We start from the raw sequence: 24,543 nt of genomic DNA, 5'->3' as shown, positions 1-24,543 counted from the left end.
GGGAGCGTCGGTGAAGGTGTGACGGGTGCTCAGTCGAGGCCCTGGATCCGCCGGGCGACCCGGGCGTGCTCCCTCAACTTCTCCACCAGGCCGGGTAGTTGAAGCTCACCGCTGTCGACGAGGACCCGGCCGCCGACGACGGTGGACCAGGCGCGGGACGGGGCGCAGCGCAGCCACGCCTCGACCGGGTCGGTGAGCGCCCCGGCCAGCGCCACCTGCGGGGTGTCCCAGACGACGAGGTCGCCGCAGGCGCCCGGGCGCAGGTGGCCCAGCTCGTCGGCCCGGCCCAGGCAGCGGGCCGAGCCGCGGGTGGCGATGTCCAGCGCGTCCCGGGCGGTCATCGCCGCCGGGCCGCCGCGGTACCGGCCGAGCAGCAGGGCGCCGCGGGCCTCCAGCCACAGCGAGGCGTGGTCGGTGGAGGCGGAGCCGTCGCAGCCGAGCCCGACCGGCATGCCGAGGGCGCGCATCTCCTGGACCGCCGCGGTGCCGCCCGCGATCAGCATGTTGGAGCTGGGGCAGTGCGCCACCCCGACGCCCGCCGCGGCCAGCCGGGCGCGTTCGGCCCCGTTGGGGTGGATGCAGTGCGCGACCCAGGTGCGGTCGGTCATCCAGCCGACGGACTCGAAGTACTCGACCGGCCGGCAGTCGTAGGTCTCCAGGCAGTACGCGTCCTCGTCCGGGTCCTCGGCGAGGTGGGTGTGCAGCCGGACGTCCAGGCGCTCGGCCAACTCGGCGGTGGCGGCCATCAGTTCGCGGGTCACCGAGAACGGCGAGCAGGGCGCCAGCGCGACCCGGGTCAGTGCGCCCGGGCCCGGGTCGTGGTGGGTGCGGACCAGGCGTTCGCTGTCCGCCAGCACCTCGTCGGCGGTCTGGGTGACGGAGCGGGGCGGCAGGCCGCCGTCCTCCGTCGAGCGGGTCATCGAGCCCCGGGTGGCGTGGAAGCGGAAGCCGAGGTCGGCGGCGGTGCGGATCTGGGCGTCGATCAGGCGGGGCCGCGGGTGGACGTAGTGGTGGTCCATCGAGGTGGTGCAGCCGCCCATGAGCAGCTCGGCGATGCCGACGTAGGCGGAGAGGTGGACAGCCTCCTCGTCGAGCGCCGCCCACAGGGGGTAGAGGGTGGTGAGCCAGGTGAAGAGGGTGCCGTTGACGGCGGGGGCGTAGGCGCGGGTGAGGTTCTGGTAGAGGTGGTGATGGGTGTTGATCAGGCCGGGGGTGACCAGGCGGCCGGTGGCACGGAGCGTGCGGGCGGCCCGCTCCGGCTCGGTGCCGGCGTGGCCGTACGCGGCGACGCGGCCGTTCCGCAGGGCGATCCAGCCGCCGGGGATCTCGGTGTCGCCGTCGACGACCAGCAGGCGGGCGTCCCGGACGAGCAGGTCGCAGCCGGAGAGTGGGGTGAAATCGGTTTTCTGGACGGTGAGTTGGTGGTCGGGCATGGGGGCTCCTGGGAGGCGGTGTGCCGAGGTACCGGCACGGGGCTCGGTGCGCGCGGGCCCTGTACCGGTGTGCTGCGCGGACACCGGATCGGCACCGCCGGGCCGGCCGGCGGACGGGCGGTCCTCCTTCCGGACGGGTCAACTCGACGGCGGCGGGCCGTCGTTGGAGCCCTGCCCGGATCTCCGTGAGCCAGTCGCGGCGCGGGCGGGCGGCGCGGGCCGGGGTGCGGCGGGCAGCGGGCGCCGCAGGACGTAGCCGCCGACCGCGACCACCACCGCGATGACGCAGCCCGCGAAGGTCAACCCGGCGCCGCGCAGCCCCAGTTGGAGGGAGAGCGCGCCGATGCCCACCACCGGCAGGGAGATGCCGAGGTAGGCGACGAGGAAGAAGGCGGAGAGGGTACCGCCGCGGTGTTCCGGAGGGGCGGCGGCGCTCACCGCGGTGAGCCCGGCGCGGAAGGCCAGGCCCTGCCCGGTGCCGCCGCACAGCGCGCCGACGACCAGTACGGGCAGCGAGGCCAGCGCGAGCGAGGTGCCGACCAGGATCAGTCCCAGCACCAGCACCAGGCAGCCGGCCGGGAGTGCGGCGCGGGTGCCGATCCGGCCGGTCAGCGACTGGCCGAGGGTGGAGCCGACGAAGACCGTGCAGACGACCGTCCCGGAGACCGCGAGGTTGTGCTCGTCGAGGGTCTGCGCGACGAAGCTGGGGGCGATCGCGGTGAACAGCCCCAGCAGGGCGAAGCCGGCGAACGCGGCGACCGCGGCCGGCGCGAACACCCCGCGGACCTCCGGCGGCACCACCAGCCCCTGGGGGCGCAGCGAGCGGGGCCGGTGCGGGTGCGCGACGGTCTCCGGAAGCAGCCGGGTCACCACGGTGGCGACGGCCAGCAGGAGCAGGTGGGCGAGGAAGGGCAGGGCCAGTGGCCGGGGCGCGTACTGGGCGAGCAGCCCGGACAGCAGCGGGCCGCAGCCCAGGCCGCCCATGTTGGCGGCGGTGGCGGCGAAGCCGGCCGCGGACTCCCGGCCGGGGCGGGCCAGTTCGAGGACGGCGGCGGTGGCGGCGCCGCTGAACAGCCCGGCGGCGAAGCCGGACAGCACCCGGCCGAGCAGCAGCAGCGGCAGCCCGCCCTCGAAGAGGAAGCACAGGGCGCTCGCCGCCGACAGGCCCAGCGCGGCGTATAGCACCGGGCGCCGGCCGGTGGTGTCGGAGAGGTTGCCGGCGCCGAAGAGCACGGCGATCACGCCGAGGGCGTAGGTGGCGAAGACCACGGTCACCATCAGCTCGGAGAAGCCGAGCTGTTGGCGGTAGAGCCCGTAGAGCGGGGTGGGCAGGGTCGTCCCCGCCATGCCGATCGCGAAGACGGCCGCCGCGGCGGAGCTGCCGGGCCGGCGGCCCCGGCCGGTGCGCAGGGTCATGACGTCAACGTACCCGCGCCCCGGCCGGGTCGGACCGGGGCGGCCCCGCGCGTGGCGGGGACACCGGTCCGGTCGGCTCAGCGTCGGGTCACCGCTTGGGGGTGTTGGCGGCGGTGACGTTGACGGCGGCCCAGGCACGGTCGACCGTCTTGTACGCGGTGCTGCCCGCGCCGTAGAGGTCCTTGGCGGCCTGGAGGGTGGCGGTCCGGGCGCCGTGGAAGTCGGTCGTGGAGACCATGTAGCGGGTGAGCGCCCGGTAGAAGATCGCCGTCGCCTTGTCCCGGCCGATGCCGGTGACCTTGGCGCCGTCGTAGGTGGGGGAGTCGTAGGCGACCTTGCCGATGGTCTTCTTGCCGCTGCCCTCGGCCAGCAGGTAGAAGGCGTGCGAGGAGACGCCGGAGCCGGCGTGCACCTCGGTGTCGTAGGTGTCCTTCGACCAGTAGTCGACGGTGCCTTCGAGCTTGTCCAGCGACGGCTTGTCCAGGCGGCGCAGGAACTTCTGGGCCAGGCCCAGCTTCTCGCCCATCAGGTAGTTCGGCGGGTTGTTGGGGTTGTTCGTGGCGAACTCGACCGCGGTGCCGAAGATGTCGGCGAGCGACTCGTTGAGCGCGCCCGGCTCGCCGAACTGGTGGCCCTCGGCATCGACGCGGGTGGGCTGGAGGTTCGCGGTGGCGTTGACCACGCCGTGGGTCAACTCGTGGCCGGTGACGTCCAGGACGACCAGCGGCTTGCTGAACAACTCGCCGTCGCCGTCGCCGTAGAGCATGCAGCCGCAGTCCGGGGACCAGAAGGCGTTGCCGACCTTCTCGCCGTAGTGGACCAGGGCGTGCGCGCCGGCGCCGTCGTTCTTGATGCCCTTGCGGCCGAAGGTCTTCTTGTAGAAGTCCAGGGTGCTGGTGATGCCGTACTGGGCGTCGACCGCGGCCGTGGTCCGGTCGGCGGTGGTGCCGTTGCCCCACCGGTTGGTGCCGTTGGTGACGGGCTTGCCCGCGCTGAACTCGTCGAGCGCCTTGCCGCCGGCGTCGCGGGTCTCGGTGTTGCCGCGGGTGGTGTCCTTGAGCACGAAGGCGTTCTTGGCGGTCTGGGTGGTGGACAGCGGGACCGTGCCGACGAAGAGCGCGGCGCCGCTGCCGGTGGCCGGGGCCGGGTAGCGGCCGGCCGCGGGCTTGCCGGGGGCGGCCGGGGTGGTGGTCGCCGCGGCGCCGGGGTTCGGGCGCTCGCCGCGCTTGCGGAGCTCGTGCAGGACGGAGGGCGACAGGAACGGCTCGTTGACCGGGACGTTGCTGAGGACCTTGCCGCTGTCGGCGTCGAGGACGACGGTGCGGGCGCCGCCGCCGTCCGCGGTGCGGCTGTCATCGACCTGCACCTGGTAGGCGAGCGCGGTGCGGCCGCCGCGGGCGTCGACGACGAGTTGGGGCGCGCCGGCGGTGCCCTGGGCCACCGAGGCGGCCTTGGCGGCGGCCTGACGGCCGGACAACTTCGGTTCGGCGGAGGGGAGTTCGACCTGATGGCGGGCGGCCCGGGTCACGCCCTGGTAGGCGGAGTCGGCGCCGAGGTGGATGACCAGGTCGCCGCCGAGCACCGGCATGCCGCGGTGGACGCGGACGAACCGCACGTGTTGGCGGCCGTCGGGGTCGACCAGGGTGTCGGTGGCCTTGAGGGTGTCCTGCTTGTCGACGCCGGTGGTCGCGGAGTGGGCGTAGGCGGCGGTGCGGGCCGCGTCCACGAGTGAGGGGGTGCCGGTGGCCGAGGGGGCGGCGGGAGTGGCGGGGGCCGCGACGGCGGCGCCCGCGGTGAGGGTGGCGGCCGTGGTGACGGCCAGGGCTATCGCCAGGTGGCGGCTGCGTATGTGGGGTCTACGCACAGATTCGTTCCCTTTGCGCTGTGGGCGGCGGAATGCGCCAACCGCCCGTACACGCGGTGGTGTTGCGCACCGCGGGGACCGTCCGGCCCCGCACAGACCCTGATATGTCTGCCATGGGCATGTAAAGGGAAATGATCAATTTTCCGTGCTGAGCAATCAAAAATTGACAATTGATCAGCTATGGGTAGTCAGAAGATGACCAATCGTGTTCTGGGGGAGGGGACGCAGGAGGTCGCGCCACGGTTGCCCGGCGCGGGGCGGGGGTTGTCGGGCGCCACGGAACGGCGCACGGCGGAACGGCGCACGACACGAGGCCGGGACGGCGGTTGCCGTCCCGGCCTCAAGGCGATCGGGGGTGCGCGGCGGCGCCGCGCGGGCCGCTAGCCGGTGCGGAAGAGCTCCTCCAGCGACGCCTGGGCCTTCTCGCCGCCGCGGACCGCCTCGACGACGGCCTGGTGGAAGGCCCGGCTGTCCTCCTCGGAGTGGCAGGGCACGGGGCTGCCGACCATGGTGTACCAGTCCGAGGACCCGGTGTACTGGACGGCGACGTGCGCCTCGTCCTCCGACCACGTGGTGTGGATGGTCAGATCGCCCTGCATCGGGCCGACCTCCTCGGTCTGCACCGCGCCGGGGCGGGCGTGGATACCCACCGTGGTCCAAGATGCCCAGGTCATGTCGTTCCCCTCGGTCACATGGGCTCCGGCCGGCAGCCGGGCGCGGTGCTTCAAGTCTGGCACTCGACGTGCGGTGGCGCACCGCATCAACGGGCCGCCACGGCTCCCCCGCATACTGTCACCATCCTCGCCACCCGGCCCTCACCGGCTCGTCACGTCGCCGTCACTCACGGTGCCGAAGAGCCACTTCGCGACGGCGTCCAGCGCGGCGTCCGCGGCCGGCAGCGCGCCGGCCGCGCCGAGGAAACCGTGGAAGGCGCCCGGGTATTCGTCCACCCGCGCCGGGACGCCGGCACGGCGCAGCGCCCGCCCGTAGGCGCGCCCCTCGTCCCGCAGCGGATCGCACTCGGGCAGCACCAGCAGCGCGGGTGGCAGCCCGGTCAGGTCCGCGGCCCGGCCGGGCGCGGCGTAGGGGTGCGCCCGGTCGCCCTCCGGGCCCAGGTACCGCTCCCAGTACCAGCGCATATGGGCCGTGGTGTGGAAGAAGCCGGTGGCGTAGTCGGCTGCCGAGCGGCCGGTCAGCCGGTGGTCGAGCGCCGGGTAGAGCAGCACCTGGGCGGCGAGCGGCGGGCCGGTGCGGTCCCGGGTCATCAGGGCGACCGCGGCGGCCAGGTTGCCGCCGCTGGAGTCGCCGGCGACCGCCACCCGGGCCGCGTCGCAGCCCAGTTCGGCGGCGTGCCCGACCGCCCACCGGGTCGCCGCGTAGGCGTCCTCGGCGGCGGCCGGGAAGCGGTGCTCCGGGGCCCGGCGGTAGTCCACCGAGACCACCACCGCGCCGAGCACCACCCGGCCGCCCGACGCCACGAACAACCGGGCCTCGGCCGCGCCCTGCCCGCGCCCGGCTCCGGTGATGACCGCGACCCTGCCGTCCAGCCGCACCCCGTCGGCGGTCATGCCCGCGCCTGAAGGGCCCGGAAGTGCGGGATGACGCGCTCGCCCCAGTGCCGGATGGTCTCCAGGCACACCTCCTGCGGCACGGCGCCCATCTGGATCAGGCACATCACCTCGTCCACCCCGATCTCCCGCAACTGCTCGACGTAGGCGACGGCGTCCTCGGCGGTGCCGTAGGCGTGCCGGGCGTGGTAAGTGCCGGTGTCGACGGGGCGGGCCGGGATGCTGGCCTCGTGCAGCTTGGCGACCAACTCCTCGCGGCCCTGCGCCAGCGCGGCCACGTGGTCGTCGTGCTCGTCGTGGACGGTGGGCGCCGGGCCGTTGCCGTACCAGTGGGCGATCGCCTCGGCGAAGAACCGCTGGCCGCGGGTGCCGATGCGGTGCGCGGCGGCGCCGTCGTCGAGCACCACGGTCGGGCAGAGCACGGAGAAGTGGTCGTTGGCCGCGTCGGAGACGAAGCGCTCGCCGGTGCGGACGGCGATCGCCTCGTCGTAGACCTCGCGCATGGTGCGCACGTCGTCGGCGCCGGCGAACCCCAACACCAGGGCTCCGACGCCCAGTTCGGCGGCCAGCCTGAGGGTGTCGTGCTTGCTGCACGCCATGAACAGCGGTGGGTGCGGGGCCTGTACGGGCCGCGGGAGGACCGCGCCGGGGCCGATGTCGAGGGAGCCGTGCCACTCGAAGGTCTCGTTCCGCCAGGCATTGCTGACGATCCGCAGCGCCTCCTCCATCTGCGGATAGGTGTCCTCGGGGCGGACCCCGAACATCGCCATCTCCTGCGTGGTGGCGCCCCGTCCGGCGCCGAGGTTCACCCGGCCGCCGGAGAGCACGTCGAGCATCGCGGCCCGTTCGGCGACCCGGACCGGGTGCTGGTAGCCGAACGGCAGGGTGACCACGCCGTGGCCGATCCGGATCCGGGACGTCCGGGCGGCGACCCAGGTCAGGAAGATCTCCGAGGCGCTCATGTGCGCGTACTGGGTGAGCGAGTGGTGCTCCACCGCCCAGATGCGGTCGAAGCCCATCTCCTCGGCGTGGACGGCCTGTTCGACGCAGTCGTGGATGACCCGGCGCTCCCGTTCGGGCGTGGGATCGGCGAGCTGCGCCTCGAAGATCATCGAGAACTTCACGGAACTGCCTCCTCGTTCGGGGGGTGAGGGAGAGCAGAAGATTTCTAATCGGAATATGTCTAGCAGGAGCAGAAGGGGAGGAGGAAGGGGCCCGATGGCGTCCCGTCAGGCCCGGCCCGCGAGGCCGTAGACTGCGGAGCGTGACGGAGAAGAAGGCGCACGGGGCAGGGGACGACGTGGAGCGCCCGGCGCTGCCGGCGACCAGTTGGGCGGTGCTCGGACTCCTCTCGTTCGGCGAGGAGTTGTCCGGTTACGACCTCAAGAAGTGGTCGGACTGGTCGCTGCGCTCCTTCTACTGGAGCCCGTCGTTCAGCCAGATCTACGGCGAGCTCAAGCGCCTGGAGAAGGTGGGCTACGTCAGCTCCCGGATGGTCGCCCAGGAGACCGGCAACCGCGACAAGCGGGTGTACGTCATCACCGACGACGGCATGGCGGCGGTCCGGCGGTGGGCGCGCGAGGCGCCGGTGGAGCCGCCGGTCCTCAAGCACGGGGTGATGCTGCGGCTGTGGCTGGGGCACCTGTTGGAGGCCGACCAGATGCGCGACGTGCTGGGCCGGCACCGCGAGTACGCCGAGACGATGCGCCGGCGCGCCGAGGTCGACGCCGAGGGCGCCCGCTCCGACGCGGCATGGGCCTACCCCGCGCTCGTCCTGAAGTGGTCCGAGCGCTTCTACGCCTCCGAACGCGACCTGGCCGACGCGATGTTGGCCGACCTCGACGAGCTGGCGGCCGCGGACGACGCCGACGACGAGGGGCCCCGGCGCTCGCAGGCGCGCCGGAAGTAGAGCAACGGGCCGGCCGCGCACCGCCGTTCGGGGAGCGTCAGGGCGGCGGCATATCGCCGGCGGCCCGTCACCGCGCCCAACACCCCTACGCCGGAGGCGTCATCAGCAACCCCACGGTGGGAAAGCCGACATCGTGCGGCTAACCGGTGAGCACCCGCGCCCGACACGCACCGGGACCACCCCACGCATCCCGCAACGGCCGCGCCTTCCGAATCCACAGCGAAAGATCCGGCTCATCGGTATAGCCGACCGCGCCGTGCAACTGGAGGGCGGCGCGCGCCGCGGCATAGCCCGCTTCGCCGGCCGCCACCTTCGCCGCGGCCACTTCCGCCCCGGCCGACAGGCCGCCCGCCCCGGCCGATGCCGCCTCATTGGCCAACGCCAACGCCCCCGCGTGCACCAACGGCTCGGCGAACTCCACCCCCATCAACGCATCCGCCAGCCGGTGCTTGACCGCCTGGAAGGACCCGATCGGCCGCCCGAACTGGGTGCGCTGGCACACGTATTCAACGGTTCGGGCCAGCAGCGCCCGCCCCACCCCGACCGCCTGGGCTGCGGTGAGCAGCCGCGCGAGGTCGGTCGCGTGCCGGGCGGCCTCGGTGACCGCGGGGCCCCGGGCGAGCACGGTGCCGCCCAGCGGCCGCGCGAGCCGCCGGGTCGGATCGAGTCCGGGCTGCACCGGCCCGCGGGCCTGGGTCCGACAGACCGTATCGCCCCGGACGACCAGCACGGTATCGGCGGCATCCGCGTCCAGCGCAAACGGCTCGCCGTCCGCGCACAGCCCGACCACCGCGTCCCCGGCGGCGATCCGCGGCAGCCAGTCACCGGCCGCGGCGCCGTCGCCCAACCGGTGCAGAAAGGCCGCCGCCGCAACGGTCTCCACCAGCGGGCCGGGAACCACGTGCCGGCCCAACTCGACGAAGGCGACGACGAGTTCGAGGGGCAGCGGGCCCATGCCGCCGCGCTCCTCCGGAACCGCGAGGGCGAACACCCCGGTCTCGGCGAGCCTGGCCCACAGACCGCGGCCGGGCTTGTGCTCGCCGGCGGCCCAGGCGCGGGCGGCGGCCGGGGTGTCGGCCGCCCCCAACAGGGAGTCCAGGGTGCGGCCGAACTCCCGCTGCTCGTCGGTCAGCAGGAAGCGCATCGGCGGCGCCCTCCCGCAAGGCCGGCCCGGGGCGCCCCGTCCCGGCGCGTGCGCATGCTCATGCCCTGGCCTCCTTCGGCAGGCCGAGCAGCCGCTCGGCGATGATGTTGCGCTGGATCTCGTTGGTGCCGGCGTAGAGGGGGCCGGCGAGGGAGAAGGTGTAGCCCTCGGCCCAACTGCCGTGCGCGGGCGCGTCGTCGGCGTCGTCGGCGAGGGCGCCGTACGGGCCGAGCAGGTCCAGAGCGGTCTCGTGGAGGGCGAGGTCCAGCTCCGACCAGAAGACCTTGTTGAGGCTGGATTCCGCGCCCAACGTGCCCCCGGCGGCGATGCGGGAGGCGTTGACGTAGGTGAAGAGCTGATAGGCGCGGGCGCCGATCACCGCGTCGGCGACCCGGTCGCGGAGCGCGGTGTCGGTGGGGTCGGCGCTCTCCCGCCACAGCGCGGTGAGCCGGTCGGCGGCCGCGGTGAAGCGGCCGGGGCTGCGCAGGGTCAGCCCGCGCTCGTTGCCGGCGGTGCTCATCGCCACCCGCCAGCCCTGGCCCGGCTCGCCGATGACGTCCTCGTCCGGGACGAAGACGTCGTCGAGGAAGAGCTCGGCGAAGGCCGGTTTGCCGTCCAGCCGGCCGATCGGACGCACCGTCGCCTCCGGTGCGTCCAGCGGGAACATCAGATACGTCAGGCCCTGGTGCGGGCGCGGGGCGCCCGGTTCGCTGCGGAACAGGCCGAACGCGCGGTCGGCGAAGGCGGCCCGGGACGACCAGGTCTTCTGGCCGCGCAGCAGCCAGCCGCCGTCGGTGCGGACGGCGGTGGACCGCAGGGCGGCCAGGTCCGAGCCGGCCTCGGGCTCGGACCATGCCTGGGCCCAGATGGCCTCGCCGGTCGCCATCGGTCCGAGGACGCGGGCGCGTTGGTCCGGGGTGCCGTGCTCGAAGAGGGTGGGGGCGAGCAGGTTGATGCCGTTCTGGCTGACCCGGCCGGGGGCGCCCGCGGCGTAGTACTCCTCCTCGAAGGCCAGCCACTGGAAGAGGGTGGCGTCCCGGCCGCCGTACCGGGCCGGCCAGGAGACCACCGACCAGCGGTCGGCGGCGAGTTGGGCCTCCCAGGCACGGTGCGCGGCGAAGCCCTCGCGGGTCTCCAGGGACGGCAGCGGCGTCGCGGGGACGTGCGCGGCGAGCCAGGCACGGGCCTCGGCCCGGAACGCGGCGTCGGCGTCGCTTGCGTCCAGGTCCATCAGGAACCGGCCTCCTTCATCTTCGCGATGTCCATCCCGCCGAGCGGGTCCCGGGCGGTCTCGGCGTTGTGCGCGTGCGCGAGGTGGTGCAGCCCGAAGACCGAGTCCAGTCCGGGGTGCAGGCCCTGGAGGTCCTCGGCCTGGTTGACCGCGCGCTTGGTCAGCGCCAGTCCCATCCGCGGCATCTCGGCGATCCGCTCCGCCAACTCCCGGGTGCGGGCGGCCAGTTCGGCGCGCGGGACGACGCGGTTGACCATGCCCAGTTCGTACGCCCGTTGCGCCGACATCCGGTCGCCGGTGTAGAGGAACTCCTTGGCGATCCGCGGGGGCATCACCCACGGGTGGGCGAAGTACTCCACGCCGGGGATGCCCATCCGGACGACCGGGTCGGCGAAGAAGGCGTCGTCGGCGGCGACGATCAGATCGCAGATCCAGGCGAGCATCAACCCGCCCGCCACGCACGCCCCTTGGACCGCGGCGATCACCGGCTTGGGCAACTCCCGCCAGCGGCGGCACATTCCGAGGTAGACCTCGGACTCGCGCGCGTAGCGGCTCTCCGCGCCGGCCTTGTCCGAGTGGTCCCACCACAGCCCGGCCGTGCGGTCGAAGGGGAGGTGGGCGTCCCGGCCGGGGCTGCCGATGTCGTGGCCGGCGGAGAAGTGCCGGCCCTCGCCGGCCAGCACCACGACCTTGACCGCGTCGTCGTCCGCGGCGCGGTAGAAGGCGCGGTCGAGGGCGTAAGTCAGCGCGGAATTCTGGGCGTTGCGGTAGTCCGGGCGGTTCATCGTGACGGTGGCGACCGGGCCTTGCCGGGCGTAGCGCACCACGGGCGTCTCTTCGCCGGCGGTCATCGGCGACTCCTTCCCTAACAAGTGTTTGGTAGGTTAACGTACGGCCATGAGCAGCGTCGAGGCCCCCGCCGCCGAGAGCTTCCGCACCGGGATCCGCGACTGGCTGCGCGCCGACCTCGCTGGGGAGTTCGCCGCGCCACGCGGCGAACTCGGCCGGGAACATGAGGAGTTCGCCGCACGCCCTCCTGGGAACGCAGTCCCGTGCGGCCGGCCCGGTGTCGGGATCCGGCCGCTCATCCGGCTCACCGGCGCCGCCGGGTTCAATGAGGTGGTCCTCGGTGGCGCCCGCGCACCGCACGTCGTCGGGGCCCCGGGCGACGGCCGGCAGCGGCTCGTCCGCTTCCTCCGCGCCGACACCCGCTACGCGGGCTCCGACGAGATCCAGCGGAACACCATCGCCGAGCGGGTGCTCGGCCTGCCCAGGGAGGCGAAGCCATGACAACGCCGTCGTATGTGTCCGGCCACGAGCTGCTCACGGGGCGGACGGCCGTGATCACCGCCGCCGCCGGGGCCGGGATCGGCGGGGCCACCGCCCGCCGGTTCCTGGAAGAGGGCGCCCGGATCGTCATCGGGGACGCGCACGCCCGGCGGCTGGCCGCGAGCACGGCCGCGCTGGCCGAGGAGTTCGGGCCCGACCGCGTCGCCGGGATGCCGTGCGACGTGACGGACGAGGAGCAGGTGGCGGCGCTCTTCACGCTCGCCGAGGCGCGGCACGGCCGGCTCGACATCGTGATCAACAACGCCGGATTGGGCGGCACCGCCGATCTCGTGGAGATGACCGACGACCAGTGGACGAGGGTCCTCGACGTCACCCTCAACGGCACCTTCCGCTGCACCCGGGCCGCGCTGCGCCGGATGAAGGCGACCGGCGCGGGCGGCGTGGTCGTCAACAACGCCTCCGTGGTGGGCTGGCGCGCCCAGCGCGGCCAGGCCCACTACGCCGCCGCCAAGGCCGGTGTGATGGCGCTGACCCGCTGCGCCGCCATGGAGGCCGCCGAGTACGGCGTGCGGATCAACGCGGTCGCGCCCAGCCTGGCCATGCACCCGCACCTGGTGAAGGTCACCACCCCCGAGCTGCTGGCCGAGTTGACCGAGCGGGAGGCGTTCGGCCGCTACGCCGAGCCCTGGGAGGTGGCCAACGTGATCGTCTTCCTGGCCGGCGACTACGCCTCGTACCTGACCGGGGAGACCGTCTCGGTCAGCTCCCAGCATGCCTGAGGAGCGCCGCGGCCAACTCCTCGCCACCGCCGCGGAGGTGTTCGCGGCGCAGGGCTACAGCGCGACTACCGTCCGACAGATCGCCGACGCCGCCGGCATGCTCGCCGGCAGCCTCTACTACCACTTCGATTCCAAGGAATCGATGGTCGACGAGATCCTCGCCACCTTCCTGGACGAGCTGCGGGCCGGCTACGACGCCGTCCTGGCGGCCGAACTCGGCCCGCGGGAGACCATCGAGGCCCTGGTCACCGAGTCGTTCCGGGAGATCGACCGGCACCGTGCCGCGGTCGCGATCTACCAGAAGGAGGCCCAACACCTCGCCGACCGGAACCCGCGCTTCGGCTACCTCGCCGACGCCCGCCGCCGCTTCGCCCGGGCCTGGCTCGGCACCCTGGAGCGCGGGGTGGCCGACGGAGTCTTCCGCGTCGACCTCGACCCCCGGCTGACGTACCGGTTCGTCCGCGACACCGTCTGGGTTGCCGCGAGCTGGTACCGACCGCAGGGCCGACACGGCCCCGAGGAGATCGCCCGTCAGTACCTGTCCATCGTGCTGGACGGCATCGCCTTGCGGGACTGACCGGCACATCCGCAGAATCTGACCAAGGACCAAGGAGTTCACCATGTCCGAGGCGTACATCGTCGACGCGGTCCGCACCCCGGTGGGGAAGAAGGGCGGCGGACTGTCCGCCGTCCACCCGGCCGACCTCGGGGCGCACGTGCTGACCGCGCTGGTCGCGCGGACCGGGATCGATCCGGCCGCGGTGGAGGACGTCGTCTTCGGCTGCCTGGACGCCGTCGGGCCGCAGGCCGGGGACATCGCCCGGACCAGTTGGCTGGCCGCCGGGCTGCCGGAGGAGGTACCCGGCGTCACCGTCGACCGGCAGTGCGGCTCCTCGCAGCAGGCGCTGCACTTCGCCGCCCAGGGGGTGCTCTCCGGCACCCAGGACCTGGTCGTCGCCGGCGGGGTGCAGAACATGTCGCAGATCCCGATCGCCTTCGCCAGCCGGCAGGCCGCCGAGCCGCTCGGCCTCACCGGGGGCCCGTTCGCCGGCTCCGAGGGCTGGCGGGCCCGCTACGGCGACCAGCCCGTCAACCAGTTCCACGGCGCCGAGCTGATCGCCACCAAGTGGGGCATCTCCCGCCGGGACATGGAGGAGTTCGCGCTCCGCTCCCACCAACGGGCGGTCCGCGCCCAGGACGAGGGCCGCTTCGACCGCGAGATCGTCGCCTACGGGGACGTCGCCGCCGACGAGGGGCCCCGGCGCGACACCTCACTGGCGAAGATGGCCTCGCTGCCCCCCGTCGTCGAGGGCGGCCGGCTGACCGCCGCGGTCTCCTCGCAGGTCTCCGACGGCGCCGCCGTCATGCTGCTCGCCTCCGAGCGGGCGGTGGCCGAACACGGCCTGACCCCGCGGGCCCGCATCCACCACCTCTCGGTCCGCGGCGAGGACCCGATCCGGATGCTGTCCGCGCCGATCCCCGCCACCGCGCACGCGCTGAAGAAGACCGGGCTGACCCTCGGCGACATCGATCTGGTCGAGATCAACGAGGCGTTCGCACCGGTGGTGTTGGCCTGGCTGAAGGAGACCGGAGCCGACCCGGAGCGGGTCAACGTCAACGGCGGCGCCATCGCCCTCGGCCACCCGTTGGGCGCGACCGGCGTCCGGCTGATGACCACGCTGCTCAACGAACTGGAGCGTACCGGGGGGCGGTTCGGCCTCCAGACCATGTGCGAGGGCGGCGGCCAGGCCAATGTGACGCTCATCGAGCGGATGTGATGATGCGTCAAAATCGTTGAGGCATAGGGCAATTCGTTGACCGGCAGCCCGGAACGGTGCGGCGGTGGTGCGTCGGTCCGGGCCGTCGTCGTGACATGCGTCCAGGCGCCCTGATGCCTGGACGGGCGGTCAGTGGGGAAGAGCCGCCACCGTCCGGTGCGCCTCGGCCATGATCCGGTCGACCAGTTCGGCGCACGACGGGAGGTCCTCGATCAGCCCGGCGACCTGGCCGGAGGCCATCACGCCGAGGTCCGTGCGGCCGTCCACCATCGACGCCTTGAGCAGCATCGGAGCATTGGCCGCCAACAGCACCTGACTCCAGGTCAGTTCCCGGCCGTGCTTCATCGCCAGCCCGTCGCGCACCAGTTGGGCCCAGCTCAGCCCGGACAGCTTCCGGAACGACGCGGCGTGCCGCACCGCCGTCAGCAGCGTGGCGGCCCGTCCGGACCGCTCCAGGGACGCGACCAGTTCGCTGCGCAGCATCCGGTGAGGCAGTCCGTCGACCTTGGTGGTGACGGTGACGTCCTTGACCGCCGCCTTCAGATAGCGGGCCTGTACGGCCGGTGGCACGGTGCTGTCCGAGGTCAGCAGGAAGCGGGTGCCCATGGCGATCCCGGCCGCCCCGTAGGCGAGCGCGGCGACCAGGCCCCGGCCGTCGAAGAACCCGCCCGCGGCGATCACCGGGATGTCGACCGCGTCCACGACCTGGGGGAGCAGCACGGTGGTGGCCACGCTCCCGGTGTGCCCGCCGCCCTCGCCGCCCTGGACGACCACCGCGTCGGCGCCCCAGGCCGCGACCTTCTCGGCGTGCCGCCGGGCGCCGATGGACGGGATGACCACCACCCCCGCGTCCTTGAGGCGGGCGATCAGCTCCCGGGACGGCGCGAGCGCGAAGGAGGCGACGCGCACGCCCCCGTCGATGATGATCCGCACCCGCTCGGCCGCATCGCCCGCGTCCGCCCGGAGGTTGACCCCGAACGGCCGGTCCGTACGGGAGGCCACCTCGCCGATCGCCGACCGCAGTTGCTCGGGGGTCATGGTCGCCGAGGCGAGGATGCCCAGCGCGCCCGCGTTGGCGGCGGCGGAGACCAGCCGGGGGCCGGCCACCCAGCCCATCCCGGTCTGCACGAGGGGATGCCGCACTCCGACCAGCTTCGTCAGCGCGGTGGCGAGGACGGGGGTCTCGTTGGCGGCGGCCCCAGTGGTCGCGGTGCCCTCGGCGGTCATGCCGGCACCTCGCGGTCGCGGAGCCCCTGCGGATCGATCACCTCGCGGATCAACCGCAGCTCCTCGGCGGTCGGTTCGCGGGTGTACGGCACCGCGTCCGGGCGGGCCAGCTCGAAGCCGGTGGCGTCCAGCACCTCCTCGACGGTGACGCCGGGGTGCACCGACGCCAGGCGCATCGAGTGGTCCGGGGTGGCGAAGTCGAAGACGCCGAGGTTGCTGACCACCCGCGGGATGCGGTGGTAGCGGGTGGCGGACGGTCCGGCGGCGGCCGCACTGTCGTAGCCGACCCCGCAGACCATGTCCACCCGCTCGACGAAGACCCGCCGGGAGTGCCGGGGAACCCAGTAACTCGTCGGGTTGTTGAGGGAGTTGGCGGGCGCGCCGCGGACGCCGAGCAGTTGCCGGGTGGGTCGTTCCCAGTCACCGATGCAGGAGATGTTCTGGTTGCCGAACCGGTCGAGCTGACTGGCGCCCATCATCACATGCCGTTTGCCGCCGGTGACCATGGCCAGGTGCTGACGGTAGGGCAGCCAGCCCTCGGCCCGCCCGTCCAAGCCGACCAACAGCGCCTCGCCGTCGGTGAGCAGCAGGTCGGGGGAGAAGGTGCGCTTGGCGAGCCGGGCGCCGATGGACGGGACGGCGCCCATCGGGCTGGCGAGCACCTCGCCGTCGTCGCGCCAGGCATCGGCGCAGGCGAGCACGGCGTATTCGGCGCGGCTGGTCATCGCTGCTCCTCGTGCCAGGTCTGGACGGCCGACTGGTAGCCCTTCTCGTCCCCGTGCAGGAACCGCGCGGCGAACTCCGGCCAGGGCGTGGCCGCATAGAACTTCACGAACGCCTCGTCGCGGTCGTAGTCCGGCGCGCAGGAGGTGAAGTGCGCGCCGTGCGGGGTCTCCACGACGCCGGTGACGGCATGGCGTTTGATCAGCAGGGTCTGCGGGGCGGCGGCGCCGAAGTCCTCCACCAGTCGCTCGCAGGAGACGTAGGCGCTGTCCGCCGCCTCGCAGAACAGGTCGTCGAAGTACGGGTCGTGGCCCAGGTATTGGCCGTTGCCGAGCCGGTCGGCGCGGTTGACGTGGACCAGCGCCGCGTCCATCCGCAGCGCTGGCGCGGCGACGAAGGTCTCGCCGTCCTCGTACGGCGAAGTGACCGTCCGCAGCTCGGGGTTGACCCGCATCACGTCCGAGCCCAGGCCGGCCCGGACGGGGAGGAACGGCAGCCGGTTGGCGGCGGCGTGCAGTCCCCACATGAACATCGCCTCGTCGAGCTCCCGCAGCGCGAACGCGCCCCGCTGGCGGGCCGCGCGGAAGTGCGGCTCCAGGGGTATCGAGTCGAGGGTGACGAACGCGGTGACCAGCTTGCGGATCCTCCCCGCGGCCGCCAACAGCCCGACGTCCGGCCCGCCGTAGGAGATCACGGTCAGATCGGTGACGTCGGACCGTAGTAACGCCCGCACCAGCGCCATCGGCTTGCGGCGGGCGCCCCAGCCGCCGATGCCCAGGGTCATGCCGCTGCGCAGGCGCGCCACCACGTCCTCGGGGGCCATGGTCTTGTCGGTCATGAGCGTGCCTCCTTGCCGGATGCGCCGAAGGCGTCGCGGACCCGGTCCGCGACCCCGCTGAGGTTGGCCTCGAAGGTGAAGCCCTGCTCGAAGCGGTAGCTGCGACGGACGTCGACCGGGTCGATGCCGTTGAGGGCGGCCTTCGCGAGCCGCAGCAGATAGCCGTCCTTGCGCGCGATCTCCCTGGCCAACTCCATCGCGGCGTCGGGCAGTTCGCCCCTCGGTACCACCCTCCACACCGAACCGTGCGCGTGCAGTTCGTGCGCGGTGGCCGTCCGCGAGGTGAAGTACAGCGCCCGCATGAGGTGTTGGGGCACCAGTCGGGCGAGGTGGGTGGCGGCGCCCAGTGCGCCGCGGTCCAACTCCGGTAGCCCGAAGGTCGCGTCCTCGCTCGCCACGATCGCATCGGCGTTGCCGACCAGGCCGATGCCGCCGCCCAGGCAGAAGCCCTGCACGGCGGCGACCACCGGCACCGCGCAGTCGTAGACCGCGGCGAACGCCTCGGCGCAGCCGCCGTTGGCGCCGAGCAGCGCCCCGCGACCGCCGGTCGCGGTGTCCCGCTGTAGCTCCTTGATGTCGACGCCGGCGTTGAACCCGCGCCCCGCGGCGGTGAGCAGCACACAGCGGACGGCGGGGTCGCGACCGGCGGTCCGGACCGCGTCGGCGAGGTCGTACCAGCCGTGTACGGGCAGGGCGTTGACCGGCGGGAAGTCGACGGTGACGACCGCGACGCCGTGGTCGGGCGCGGAGGTGGAGACACCCATGGGCAGATCAGCTACCTTTCCACCAAGCGTTTGTTAGGTAGCGAAGTTAGCAGCGGATCGCCCGCCGCGGGAGGTACCAGTTGTCCCTCACCCTCGATCTGACCGGACGCGTCGCCGTCGTCACCGGCGGCACCAGGGGCGTCGGCGCCGGCATCGCCCGCGCGTTCCTCCGGGCCGGCGCGGAGGTCGTCGTCTGCGCCCGCCGCCCCCCGGAGACCCCCATCGCCGCCGACGGCCGCACCGCCCGCTTCCACCCCCTCGACCTGCGCCAACCCGACGCGGTCCGGGCCTTCTTCGGTACCGTCGCCGCCCACGGACGCCTGGACTGCCTGGTCAACAACGCCGGCGGCACCCCCTACCGACTCCTCGGCGAGTCCACCGCGGAACGCCACGCCAGGGTCGTCGAGCTCAACCTGACCGCCCCCCTGACCGCCTCGCTCGCCGCGTACGAGGTGATGCGCGCACAGCCGGACGGCGGCTCGGTGATCATGATCGGCAGCGTCAGCGGCACCCGCCCCTCGCCCGGCACCGCCGCCTACGGCGCCGCCAAGGCCGGCCTGGACAACCTGGCCCGCTCGATGGCCGTCGAATGGGCCCCGCACGTCCGCGTCAACACCGTCGTCCTCGGCATGGTCCGCACCGAACTGGCCGCCCGCCACTACGGGGACGCCGCCGGCGTCGCCGCGGTCGAGGCCACCGTGCCGCTCGGCCGGCTCGCCGAACCCGCCGAGATCGGCGACGCCTGCGTCTTCCTCGCCTCCGGCCGCGCCGGCTACGTCAGCGGCGCCAGCCTGCTCGTCCACGGCGGCGGGGAACGCCCCGCCTTCCTCGACGCCGCCACCGTCAACCACCCCAAGGAGCCTTGAGATGACCGGAATCTGCACCGGACGCGTCGCCGCCGTCACCGGGGCCGGCCGCGGCCTGGGTCGCGCCCACGCCCGCGCGCTCGCCGCCGAGGGCGCCGCCGTCGTCGTCAACGACCTGGGCGTGGCGGCCGACGGCGCCGGCGGCTCCGCCGGCCCCGCCCAACAAGTCGTCGAGGAGATCCGGGCGCACGGCGGCCGGGCCGTCGCGCACACCCGCGACATCACCACCGACGAGGGCGCCGCGTCCCTCGTCGCCACCGCCCTGGACGCCTTCGGCCGCCTGGACGCCCTGGTGAACAACGCCGGCTTCCTGCGCGACCGGATGCTGGTCAATCTCGCCGAGGACGACTGGGACGCGGTGCTGCGGGTCCATCTCAAGGGCCACTTCCTCCCGTTGAAGCACGCCGCCGCGCATTGGCGCGCCGAGTCCAAGGCGGGGCGCACGCCCGATGCCCGGGTCGTCAACACCAGCTCCGGCGCCGGGCTGTTGGGCAGCGTCGGCCAGGCCAACTACTCCGCGGCCAAGGCCGGCATCCTCGGCCTGACCCTGGTCGCCGCCGCCGAACTCGCCCGCTACGGCGTCCACGTCAACGCCCTCGCGCCGGCGGCCCGCACCCGCATGACGGAGCGGACGTTCGCGTCGGCGATGGCGCCCGTCGAGGGCGCGTTTGACGCGATGGCCCCGGAGAACGTCTCCCCGCTCGTCGTCTGGCTCGCGTCGGCCGACAGCGCCGGCGTCACCGGACGCGTCTTCGAGGCCGAGGGGGGCCGCATCACCGTGATGGAAGGCTGGCGCCCCGGGCCGACGGCGGACAAGGGGGCACGGTGGACCCCGGAGGAGGCGGGGCTCGCGACCCGCGACCTGCTCTCGGCGGCGGAGCCGGTGCGGGTGGCGTACGGAGTGGTGTGACCTCCCACGTTGTCGGCTGCCCCGCCGTGGGGGTTGCTGTTCTTTGCGCCTGCGGCGCGGGCCGATCCGCTGCGCTTGGCTTGCTGCCCACGTGGGTGGCTGTCCCGCCGTGGCGCCTGCGGCGGGCCGGTCCGCTGCCGTTCCGCTGCGCGGGGCGGGTGGGTTGTTGTCCGCTGCGCGGGGCTGTTGGGTGCGGTGACGGGCCTCCGGGGTGGGTGTGCAGGACTGCTTCGCTTTACGTCCTGCACACCCACCCCTCCGGCCCGTCCCCTCCCGTTGGGGGTGGGTGAAAACGGTGGGTGCCGCATCCTGCCGGTGGGTCAACTCGGGCCGTTGGGTTGAGTGGTGACCGTCAGAGGAACGGGTGGCCCAAGCACCCGGGCGGTGACCGTCAGCGGACCACAGTGATCAGCCCCCGACTAGAGAAATCCACCCCTCAACGGGAGGGGACGGGCCGGAGGGGGCGGTGTGCCAGACGTAGAGCGAAGCAGTCTGGCATGCCGCCCCCGGAGGCCCGTCACCGCAGCCAACAGCCCCGCGCAGCGGAGTCGCAAGTGCCACGGCGGGAGAGCCAACAACGTGCGGCGCCAATACAAACGTGCGGCGCCGTTACAGCGTCGGCAGGTTGACGACGATCGCCTCCTGCGTGCTGCGCGCGATGACCACCACCGCCTCCTCCTCGGGGTGAGGGTTCTCCTCGCGGTGCGGGACGTACGGCGGGACGAAGACGTAGTCGCCGGGCGAGGTTTGGAGGCGGACCTCCTCGCCCGACTCGTCGGCGAAGACGAACTCCGGGTGGCCCCGGACGACGTGGATGGCCGTTTCCGAGTGGCCGTGGTGGTGGTTCGCGGAGGAGGTCGCGGGAGCGACATGCGTCTGGCCCATCCAGATGCGTTCCGAGCCGACCCGTTGCCCGCTGATCGCGGCGAAGCGCCGCATGCCGCCGGTCTGTGCGGTGTCTCCGTCGAGCGCGTCGGCACGGACGTGGTGCAGCCGCGCCCGCAGCGGGGCGGGGCCGTCCTGGTCGGCGTGGCCGGTCAGGTCCGGGTGGAAGGCGTCACCCGGCGTCGCGCCGTCAGGTGACGGGTCGGGCGGAAGGGCGTGGTCGGGCGCCGTCATGGCGTTCCTCCTCGGGACGACGGGCTTAGCCGATCGCCACATGCTCCCATCGGCTCGCGGAGCTCCGCGGCCCTTCGGCCGCGTTGACGCGGAACGGCCACGGCATCAGGACCGGCGAGGGGCGGCCGGGCGCGACCGTGCGCCGGGACGAACCGCCGGGGCCGGGGGTCGACGGGGAGTCCGGGGCGGCGGTGCAACCGGCGGCGGCGAAGGAGGCGGCGGCCAGTGCGGTGGTGAGGAGGGGCGGGATGCGGCGCACGGTCTCACGGTGGGGGACGGGCCGCGGGGGGCCAAGCGACGCGCCGGGCGGTCACGCGGACGAACGACAGCGGCGGGCCCCGGCAGGTCCGTGCCGGGCGGCCGGGCCCGGCTCCGGTTAGCGTCGAGTCGACGTCGGGCGAGGGAGAGGTGGGCGCGTGGCCATCTGGGCGGCCGTCGTGTTCGCGGTGCTCGCGGCGGGGTGCAACGCGTTGTCCACCGTGCTCCAGCGGCGCGCGGCGCGCACCGTGCCGGTCTCCCCGCGGCTCCGGTTCGGGCTGATCGCCGACCTGTTGCACCGCGCGGTGTGGCTCGCGGGGATGCTGATGGTGTTGCCGGCCGCCGCCTTCCAGGCCCTGGCGCTGCTGCTGGGCCCGCTGTCGGTGGTCCAGCCGATCTTCGTGTTGGAGCTCCCGTTGGCGCTGCTCATCGCCCGGGTGTTGCTGCGCGGGCCGACGCCGGCGCGGATCTCCCCGGCGGGCTGGATCGGGGTGGGGCTGATGGTGCTGGGGCTGGCGACGGCGCTGGGCGCCGCCGCGCCTACGGGCGGCCGTGACTACGCGCCGCTGAGCCGTTGGGTGCTCGCGCTGATCGCCTGCGTCTCGGTGATCTGCCTGACGGTCGGCGCGGGGCTGCGCCGCGGGGCCGGCAGCGTCCGCGCCGCCTGCTTCGGGGCGGCCGCCGCGGTCGGCTACGCGCTCACCGCCGCACTGCTCAAGGACGCCTCGCACAGCTGGCAGCACGGCGGGCCGGCCGAGTTCTTCACGTCCTGGCAGAGCTACGGCTTCGCGGTCAGCGGTGTCGTGGCCCTCTTCATGATGGAGAACGCCATGCAGTCCGGGCCGTTGACCGCCTCCCAGCCGGTGCTCACCCTGGGGGACGCGTTGATCAGCCTGTCCCTGGGGGTCACGCTCTTCAACGAGCGGGTCCGGGCCGGTTGGTGGCTGATCCCGGAGGCGGTGGGCGTCGGTCTCGTCCTGTGGGGCGCGGTGCTGCTCTCCCAGGTGTCGCTCGCCCGCGATCTGGCGACCGGTCAGAGCGGGGAACCGCTGTCCCGGCCGCCGCGCACCCGGTCCCGGCGCCGGGGTTGACCGGTCAGCCCGCGTACGCGGGGGCGAGGGCCGACGTCATCAGCCGCCGGGTGGTGCCGGTGCCGTCGGCCGGGACGGTCCACAGGTCAGAGCCGTAGTCGCCGGGCAGCGCGTAGACGAGGGTGTGGTCGTCGGACCAGAGGGCCTGGTCGTCGATGTTGCGGCGCTCGGCGGTGGCGGTCTCCCGCAGGGTGGCGAGGTCGAGGACGTACAGCCGCCAGGGGGCGTCCGGGGAGGCGCCGGGGACGCGCTTCTTGTACGCGACGCGGGTGCCGTCGGGGGAGAGCGAGGGGCATTCGACGTTGGGGTGGAGGGTGGTGAGGGTGCGGGCGGTGCGGTCGCCGCGGACGAGGTAGGTGTGGCCGGCGGTGGCGAGGGTGGCGTAGAAGCGGGTGTCGTCGGCGAAGGTGACGCCCCAGATGTTGATGTCCGAGGCGTGGTACGGGTGGCCGTCCTTGATGACGGCGTACTCCTCCAGGTTGTCGTCCAGCGCCCAGGTGCGGGTGTCGGCGAGCGCGGTGCGGGTGGAGAAGGCGGTGCCCGCGTACGAGTCGCCGCTGACGAAGACGGTCCAGGCGACCGTGTGGCCGGAGGGGGAGACCCGGGCCCGGGTGGGGATGCCGGGCGCGGGGAAGCGGTGCCGTTCGCGGAGGTGGGCGTCGAGCACCACCGCCCGGTAGCTGTCGGCCAGCGCGCCGCGCTCGGCCTGGAGGCAGATGCCGGTGCCGGCGGCGGCGTGGAAGCGCAGGCACCGCACGCCGGAGGCGGTGCGCGGGCCGTCGGGGCGGCCGGCCGGCACCGTGGCGAGCTCGTCGCGGTGCGGGCCCCAGGCCAGGTTGCGCACCAGCAACTGCCGCCCGCCGGACGGGCGGAGGGTGACCGCGCCGGCGCGGACCGGCGGGCCGCCCGCCTGCTGCCGGTCGCGCGCGGCGGACCGGTCGGCGGCCCGCAGCACCGCCGCGGTGCCGACCGTCCCCAGCAGCGCCACCGCGAGCAGCAGCACGGTCAGGCGGGTCGTGCGGTTCATCGGGGTGCTCCTTCGGGGGTGTGGTGGTCGTCGTCGGTGCCGGTGCTCCGGAGCAGGCGCGCGGCGAACAGGGCGGCGATGGTCAGCGCCGCCGCGGCGACCGCCAGCGCGGCCCGCCCGTCCCACCGGCTCCAGGCCGCGCCGAACGCCAGCGAGCAGACGAACCGCGCCAGGGCCTGGCCGGTGCCCACCAGGGCCTGTCCGGCGCCCAGGTGCTCCGTCGGGACCGCGCCGGCGGTCGCGGCCGCCAACACCCCGTCGGTGGCGGCGTAGAAGGCGCCGTGCAGCACCAGCACCGCGACCACCGTGGCCGGGCCGCGCAACGGGCCGAGCACCAGCCCGTACGCCAGGAGCAGCGCGGCGTGGCCGGCCAGGAAGAGCCGGCGGCGGCCCACCCGGTCGGCCAGGGCGCCCAACGGGACGGCGAGCAGCAGGAAGACCGCGGCGGTGCCGAGCGGCAGCAGCGGGAACAGGCCGGCGGGCACGCCGAGTTCGCGCTGGAGAAGGAGGTACAGGAAGGCGTCGCTGACGGTGGTGAGGCCGAGCAGTGTGGCGCACAGCGTCAGCCGGCGGAGCCCGGGGCGGCGCAGCAGGGCCAGCGAGTCGCGCAGCGCGGGCCGCGGGGGAGCGGGGGTGGGGGTGCCGGCGGCGCCCGCGCGGGCGGGGACGAAGAGCACCAGTACCAGCACGCCCAGCGCCGCCACACAGGCGCTGACGGTGAACACCGCGTCGTACCCGTCCACCGCGACCCGCAGCACCGCGAACGCGACCAGCGGGCCGAGCAGCGCGCCTCCGGTGTCCATGGCGCGGTGCACCCCGAACGCCCGGCCGCGCTGCTCCGGCGCGCTGGCCAGCGAGATCATCGCGTCCCGGGGCGCGGTGCGCAGCCCCTTGCCGGCCCGGTCCACGGCCAACACGGCGCCGATCGCCGGCAGTCCACGGGCGATCAGCAGCAGTGGCTTGCACACCGCCGACAGGCCGTAGCCGATCCCGGCGACCACCTTGTGCCGGCGCCCGCCGCCGTCCGCGAGGTGGCCCCCGGCGAGCCGGACCAGCGCCCCCACCCCGTTGTTGAGGCCGTCCAACAGGCCGAAGCCGAGCGGTGACAGGCCGAGCGCGGTGATGACGTACAGCGGGAGGACCGCGGTGACCATCTCCGCGGAGACGTCGGTGATCAGGCTGACCGCGCCGAGCGCCAGCACCGTGCCGGGCACCGCGGGCCGCCGCCCCGGACGGGTGCGGTCCGGGGCGGCGGTGGTACGCGGGTCGGGCGCCGGGTCGGCGGTGCGGGAGTCCGCGAGGTACACC

The 24,543-nt window shown here is 73.9% G+C and carries 25 protein-coding genes; 8 read left to right on the top strand and 17 right to left on the bottom strand.

The genetic code is table 11. The features are described from left to right. Positions 1-29 precede the first annotated feature (29 nt). From PV796_RS05400 to PV796_RS05375, 6 genes are all read right to left on the bottom strand, one after another. Positions 30-1,433: an 8-oxoguanine deaminase gene (locus PV796_RS05400; RefSeq protein ID WP_274911757.1), complete on the bottom strand. Its 1,404-nt coding sequence runs from the start codon at positions 1,431-1,433 to the stop codon at positions 30-32. A 138-nt stretch (positions 1,434-1,571) separates the two neighbouring features. Then, positions 1,572-2,849 carry an MFS transporter gene (locus PV796_RS05395; protein ID WP_274911756.1) on the bottom strand — a complete coding sequence of 426 codons (1,278 nt, stop codon included), beginning with the start codon at positions 2,847-2,849 and terminating at the stop codon, positions 1,572-1,574. Between the two features lie 88 nt (positions 2,850-2,937). Further along, entirely contained in the window at positions 2,938-4,713 is a 1,776-nt protein-coding gene (locus tag PV796_RS05390) for a M4 family metallopeptidase (protein ID WP_274911755.1), read from the bottom strand. 380 nt (positions 4,714-5,093) lie between these two features. After that, positions 5,094-5,387: a hypothetical protein gene (locus tag PV796_RS05385; RefSeq protein ID WP_274911754.1), complete on the bottom strand. Its 294-nt coding sequence runs from the start codon at positions 5,385-5,387 to the stop codon at positions 5,094-5,096. 141 nt (positions 5,388-5,528) lie between these two features. Next, entirely contained in the window at positions 5,529-6,281 is a 753-nt protein-coding gene (locus PV796_RS05380) for an alpha/beta hydrolase (RefSeq protein WP_274911753.1), read from the bottom strand. Beyond that, positions 6,278-7,405, bottom strand: a complete 1,128-nt coding sequence (locus PV796_RS05375) for an LLM class flavin-dependent oxidoreductase (RefSeq protein WP_274911752.1) — start codon at positions 7,403-7,405, stop codon at positions 6,278-6,280. The genes PV796_RS05380 and PV796_RS05375 overlap by 4 nt, the downstream gene beginning before the upstream one ends. A 140-nt stretch (positions 7,406-7,545) precedes the next feature. Here PV796_RS05375 and PV796_RS05370 point away from each other — a divergent pair, with 140 nt between their 5' ends. Continuing rightward, positions 7,546-8,190, top strand: coding sequence for a PadR family transcriptional regulator (locus PV796_RS05370; protein ID WP_274911751.1), 645 nt, complete (start codon positions 7,546-7,548; stop codon positions 8,188-8,190). 139 nt (positions 8,191-8,329) lie between these two features. Here the strand turns inward: PV796_RS05370 and PV796_RS05365 are convergent, their stop codons facing one another. From PV796_RS05365 to PV796_RS05355, 3 genes are read right to left on the bottom strand one after another with little or no spacing between them, the layout of a single operon-like run. After that, positions 8,330-9,334 (bottom strand): acyl-CoA dehydrogenase family protein, encoded by a 1,005-nt coding sequence (locus PV796_RS05365; RefSeq protein WP_274911750.1) that lies wholly within the window; start codon positions 9,332-9,334, stop codon positions 8,330-8,332. Positions 9,335-9,392: 58 nt separating this feature from the next. Next, entirely contained in the window at positions 9,393-10,565 is a 1,173-nt protein-coding gene (locus PV796_RS05360) for an acyl-CoA dehydrogenase family protein (RefSeq protein ID WP_274911749.1), read from the bottom strand. Then, positions 10,565-11,416, bottom strand: coding sequence for an enoyl-CoA hydratase (locus tag PV796_RS05355; RefSeq protein ID WP_274911748.1), 852 nt, complete (start codon positions 11,414-11,416; stop codon positions 10,565-10,567). Before PV796_RS05355 ends, PV796_RS05360 begins: the two co-directional genes overlap by 1 nt. Positions 11,417-11,462: 46 nt before the next feature. On the opposite strand from PV796_RS05355, the gene PV796_RS42245 reads away from it, so the two are divergent. Genes PV796_RS42245 through PV796_RS05335 form a run of 4 tightly spaced genes read left to right on the top strand, consistent with a single transcriptional unit; the run spans position 11,463 to position 14,412 of the window. Further along, entirely contained in the window at positions 11,463-11,855 is a 393-nt protein-coding gene (locus PV796_RS42245; RefSeq protein WP_274911747.1) for an acyl-CoA dehydrogenase family protein, read from the top strand. Next, entirely contained in the window at positions 11,852-12,634 is a 783-nt protein-coding gene (locus PV796_RS05345; RefSeq protein ID WP_274911746.1) for an SDR family oxidoreductase, read from the top strand. The genes PV796_RS42245 and PV796_RS05345 overlap by 4 nt, the downstream gene beginning before the upstream one ends. Then, on the top strand, positions 12,627-13,211 hold the full coding sequence (locus PV796_RS05340; protein WP_274911745.1) for a TetR/AcrR family transcriptional regulator: 585 nt from the start codon (positions 12,627-12,629) through the stop codon (positions 13,209-13,211). Before PV796_RS05345 ends, PV796_RS05340 begins: the two co-directional genes overlap by 8 nt. A 43-nt stretch (positions 13,212-13,254) precedes the next feature. Beyond that, positions 13,255-14,412, top strand: coding sequence for an acetyl-CoA C-acetyltransferase (locus PV796_RS05335; protein WP_274911744.1), 1,158 nt, complete (start codon positions 13,255-13,257; stop codon positions 14,410-14,412). A 129-nt stretch (positions 14,413-14,541) separates the two neighbouring features. Here the strand turns inward: PV796_RS05335 and PV796_RS05330 are convergent, their stop codons facing one another. Genes PV796_RS05330 through PV796_RS05315 form a run of 4 tightly spaced genes read right to left on the bottom strand, consistent with a single transcriptional unit; the run spans position 14,542 to position 17,964 of the window. Then, a complete protein-coding gene (locus tag PV796_RS05330) occupies positions 14,542-15,639 on the bottom strand; it encodes an NAD(P)H-dependent flavin oxidoreductase (RefSeq protein ID WP_274911743.1) in 1,098 nt (365 codons plus the stop codon). Beyond that, a complete protein-coding gene (locus tag PV796_RS05325) occupies positions 15,636-16,364 on the bottom strand; it encodes a CoA-transferase subunit beta (protein WP_274911742.1) in 729 nt (242 codons plus the stop codon). Before PV796_RS05325 ends, PV796_RS05330 begins: the two co-directional genes overlap by 4 nt. Then, positions 16,361-17,200, bottom strand: coding sequence for a CoA transferase subunit A (locus PV796_RS05320; protein WP_274911741.1), 840 nt, complete (start codon positions 17,198-17,200; stop codon positions 16,361-16,363). The genes PV796_RS05325 and PV796_RS05320 overlap by 4 nt, the downstream gene beginning before the upstream one ends. Continuing rightward, on the bottom strand, positions 17,197-17,964 hold the full coding sequence (locus PV796_RS05315; RefSeq protein ID WP_274911740.1) for an enoyl-CoA hydratase family protein: 768 nt from the start codon (positions 17,962-17,964) through the stop codon (positions 17,197-17,199). Before PV796_RS05315 ends, PV796_RS05320 begins: the two co-directional genes overlap by 4 nt. An 80-nt stretch (positions 17,965-18,044) precedes the next feature. Here PV796_RS05315 and PV796_RS05310 point away from each other — a divergent pair, with 80 nt between their 5' ends. Continuing rightward, positions 18,045-18,830 carry an SDR family oxidoreductase gene (locus PV796_RS05310; RefSeq protein WP_274911739.1) on the top strand — a complete coding sequence of 262 codons (786 nt, stop codon included), beginning with the start codon at positions 18,045-18,047 and terminating at the stop codon, positions 18,828-18,830. Position 18,831: 1 nt separating this feature from the next. Continuing rightward, positions 18,832-19,740, top strand: coding sequence for an SDR family oxidoreductase (locus PV796_RS05305; RefSeq protein ID WP_274911738.1), 909 nt, complete (start codon positions 18,832-18,834; stop codon positions 19,738-19,740). 609 nt (positions 19,741-20,349) lie between these two features. On the opposite strand, the gene PV796_RS05300 is transcribed toward PV796_RS05305, so the two are convergent. Further along, positions 20,350-20,859: a cupin domain-containing protein gene (locus tag PV796_RS05300; RefSeq protein ID WP_274911737.1), complete on the bottom strand. Its 510-nt coding sequence runs from the start codon at positions 20,857-20,859 to the stop codon at positions 20,350-20,352. A gap of 25 nt (positions 20,860-20,884) precedes the next feature. Next, positions 20,885-21,118, bottom strand: a complete 234-nt coding sequence (locus tag PV796_RS05295; RefSeq protein ID WP_274911736.1) for a hypothetical protein — start codon at positions 21,116-21,118, stop codon at positions 20,885-20,887. Between the two features lie 157 nt (positions 21,119-21,275). Between PV796_RS05295 and PV796_RS05290 the strand changes: the two genes are divergently transcribed. Then, the gene (locus tag PV796_RS05290) at positions 21,276-22,208 is read left to right on the top strand and encodes a DMT family transporter (RefSeq protein WP_274911735.1); all 933 of its coding nucleotides are present in this window, start codon (positions 21,276-21,278) and stop codon (positions 22,206-22,208) included. A 4-nt stretch (positions 22,209-22,212) separates the two neighbouring features. Here PV796_RS05290 and PV796_RS05285 read toward each other — a convergent pair whose 3' ends face one another. After that, positions 22,213-23,235, bottom strand: coding sequence for a TolB family protein (locus tag PV796_RS05285; RefSeq protein ID WP_274911734.1), 1,023 nt, complete (start codon positions 23,233-23,235; stop codon positions 22,213-22,215). Continuing rightward, positions 23,232-24,542, bottom strand: coding sequence for an MFS transporter (locus PV796_RS05280; protein WP_274911733.1), 1,311 nt, complete (start codon positions 24,540-24,542; stop codon positions 23,232-23,234). Before PV796_RS05280 ends, PV796_RS05285 begins: the two co-directional genes overlap by 4 nt. Position 24,543: the final 1 nt, after the last annotated feature.

The sequence above is a fragment of the Streptomyces sp. WZ-12 genome, from assembly GCF_028898845.1.
Taxonomy (GTDB): Bacteria; Actinomycetota; Actinomycetes; order Streptomycetales; family Streptomycetaceae; genus Streptomyces.
Note: the sequence above shows the minus strand (reverse complement) of the source record. Positions and strands in the feature narration are given on the sequence as shown.

Coding starts and splice junctions, on each gene's coding strand:
- PV796_RS05400 (WP_274911757.1), bottom strand. CDS start 1,433: ATGCCCGACCACCAACTCACCGTCCAGAAAACCGATTTCACCCCACTC.
- PV796_RS05395 (WP_274911756.1), bottom strand. CDS start 2,849: ATGACCCTGCGCACCGGCCGGGGCCGCCGGCCCGGCAGCTCCGCCGCG.
- PV796_RS05385 (WP_274911754.1), bottom strand. CDS start 5,387: ATGACCTGGGCATCTTGGACCACGGTGGGTATCCACGCCCGCCCCGGC.
- PV796_RS05380 (WP_274911753.1), bottom strand. CDS start 6,281: ATGACCGCCGACGGGGTGCGGCTGGACGGCAGGGTCGCGGTCATCACC.
- PV796_RS05365 (WP_274911750.1), bottom strand. CDS start 9,334: ATGCGCTTCCTGCTGACCGACGAGCAGCGGGAGTTCGGCCGCACCCTG.
- PV796_RS05360 (WP_274911749.1), bottom strand. CDS start 10,565: ATGGACCTGGACGCAAGCGACGCCGACGCCGCGTTCCGGGCCGAGGCC.
- PV796_RS05355 (WP_274911748.1), bottom strand. CDS start 11,416: ATGACCGCCGGCGAAGAGACGCCCGTGGTGCGCTACGCCCGGCAAGGC.
- PV796_RS42245 (WP_274911747.1), top strand. CDS start 11,463: ATGAGCAGCGTCGAGGCCCCCGCCGCCGAGAGCTTCCGCACCGGGATC.
- PV796_RS05345 (WP_274911746.1), top strand. CDS start 11,852: ATGACAACGCCGTCGTATGTGTCCGGCCACGAGCTGCTCACGGGGCGG.
- PV796_RS05340 (WP_274911745.1), top strand. CDS start 12,627: ATGCCTGAGGAGCGCCGCGGCCAACTCCTCGCCACCGCCGCGGAGGTG.
- PV796_RS05335 (WP_274911744.1), top strand. CDS start 13,255: ATGTCCGAGGCGTACATCGTCGACGCGGTCCGCACCCCGGTGGGGAAG.
- PV796_RS05330 (WP_274911743.1), bottom strand. CDS start 15,639: ATGACCGCCGAGGGCACCGCGACCACTGGGGCCGCCGCCAACGAGACC.
- PV796_RS05325 (WP_274911742.1), bottom strand. CDS start 16,364: ATGACCAGCCGCGCCGAATACGCCGTGCTCGCCTGCGCCGATGCCTGG.
- PV796_RS05320 (WP_274911741.1), bottom strand. CDS start 17,200: ATGACCGACAAGACCATGGCCCCCGAGGACGTGGTGGCGCGCCTGCGC.
- PV796_RS05315 (WP_274911740.1), bottom strand. CDS start 17,964: ATGGGTGTCTCCACCTCCGCGCCCGACCACGGCGTCGCGGTCGTCACC.
- PV796_RS05305 (WP_274911738.1), top strand. CDS start 18,832: ATGACCGGAATCTGCACCGGACGCGTCGCCGCCGTCACCGGGGCCGGC.
- PV796_RS05300 (WP_274911737.1), bottom strand. CDS start 20,859: ATGACGGCGCCCGACCACGCCCTTCCGCCCGACCCGTCACCTGACGGC.
- PV796_RS05285 (WP_274911734.1), bottom strand. CDS start 23,235: ATGAACCGCACGACCCGCCTGACCGTGCTGCTGCTCGCGGTGGCGCTG.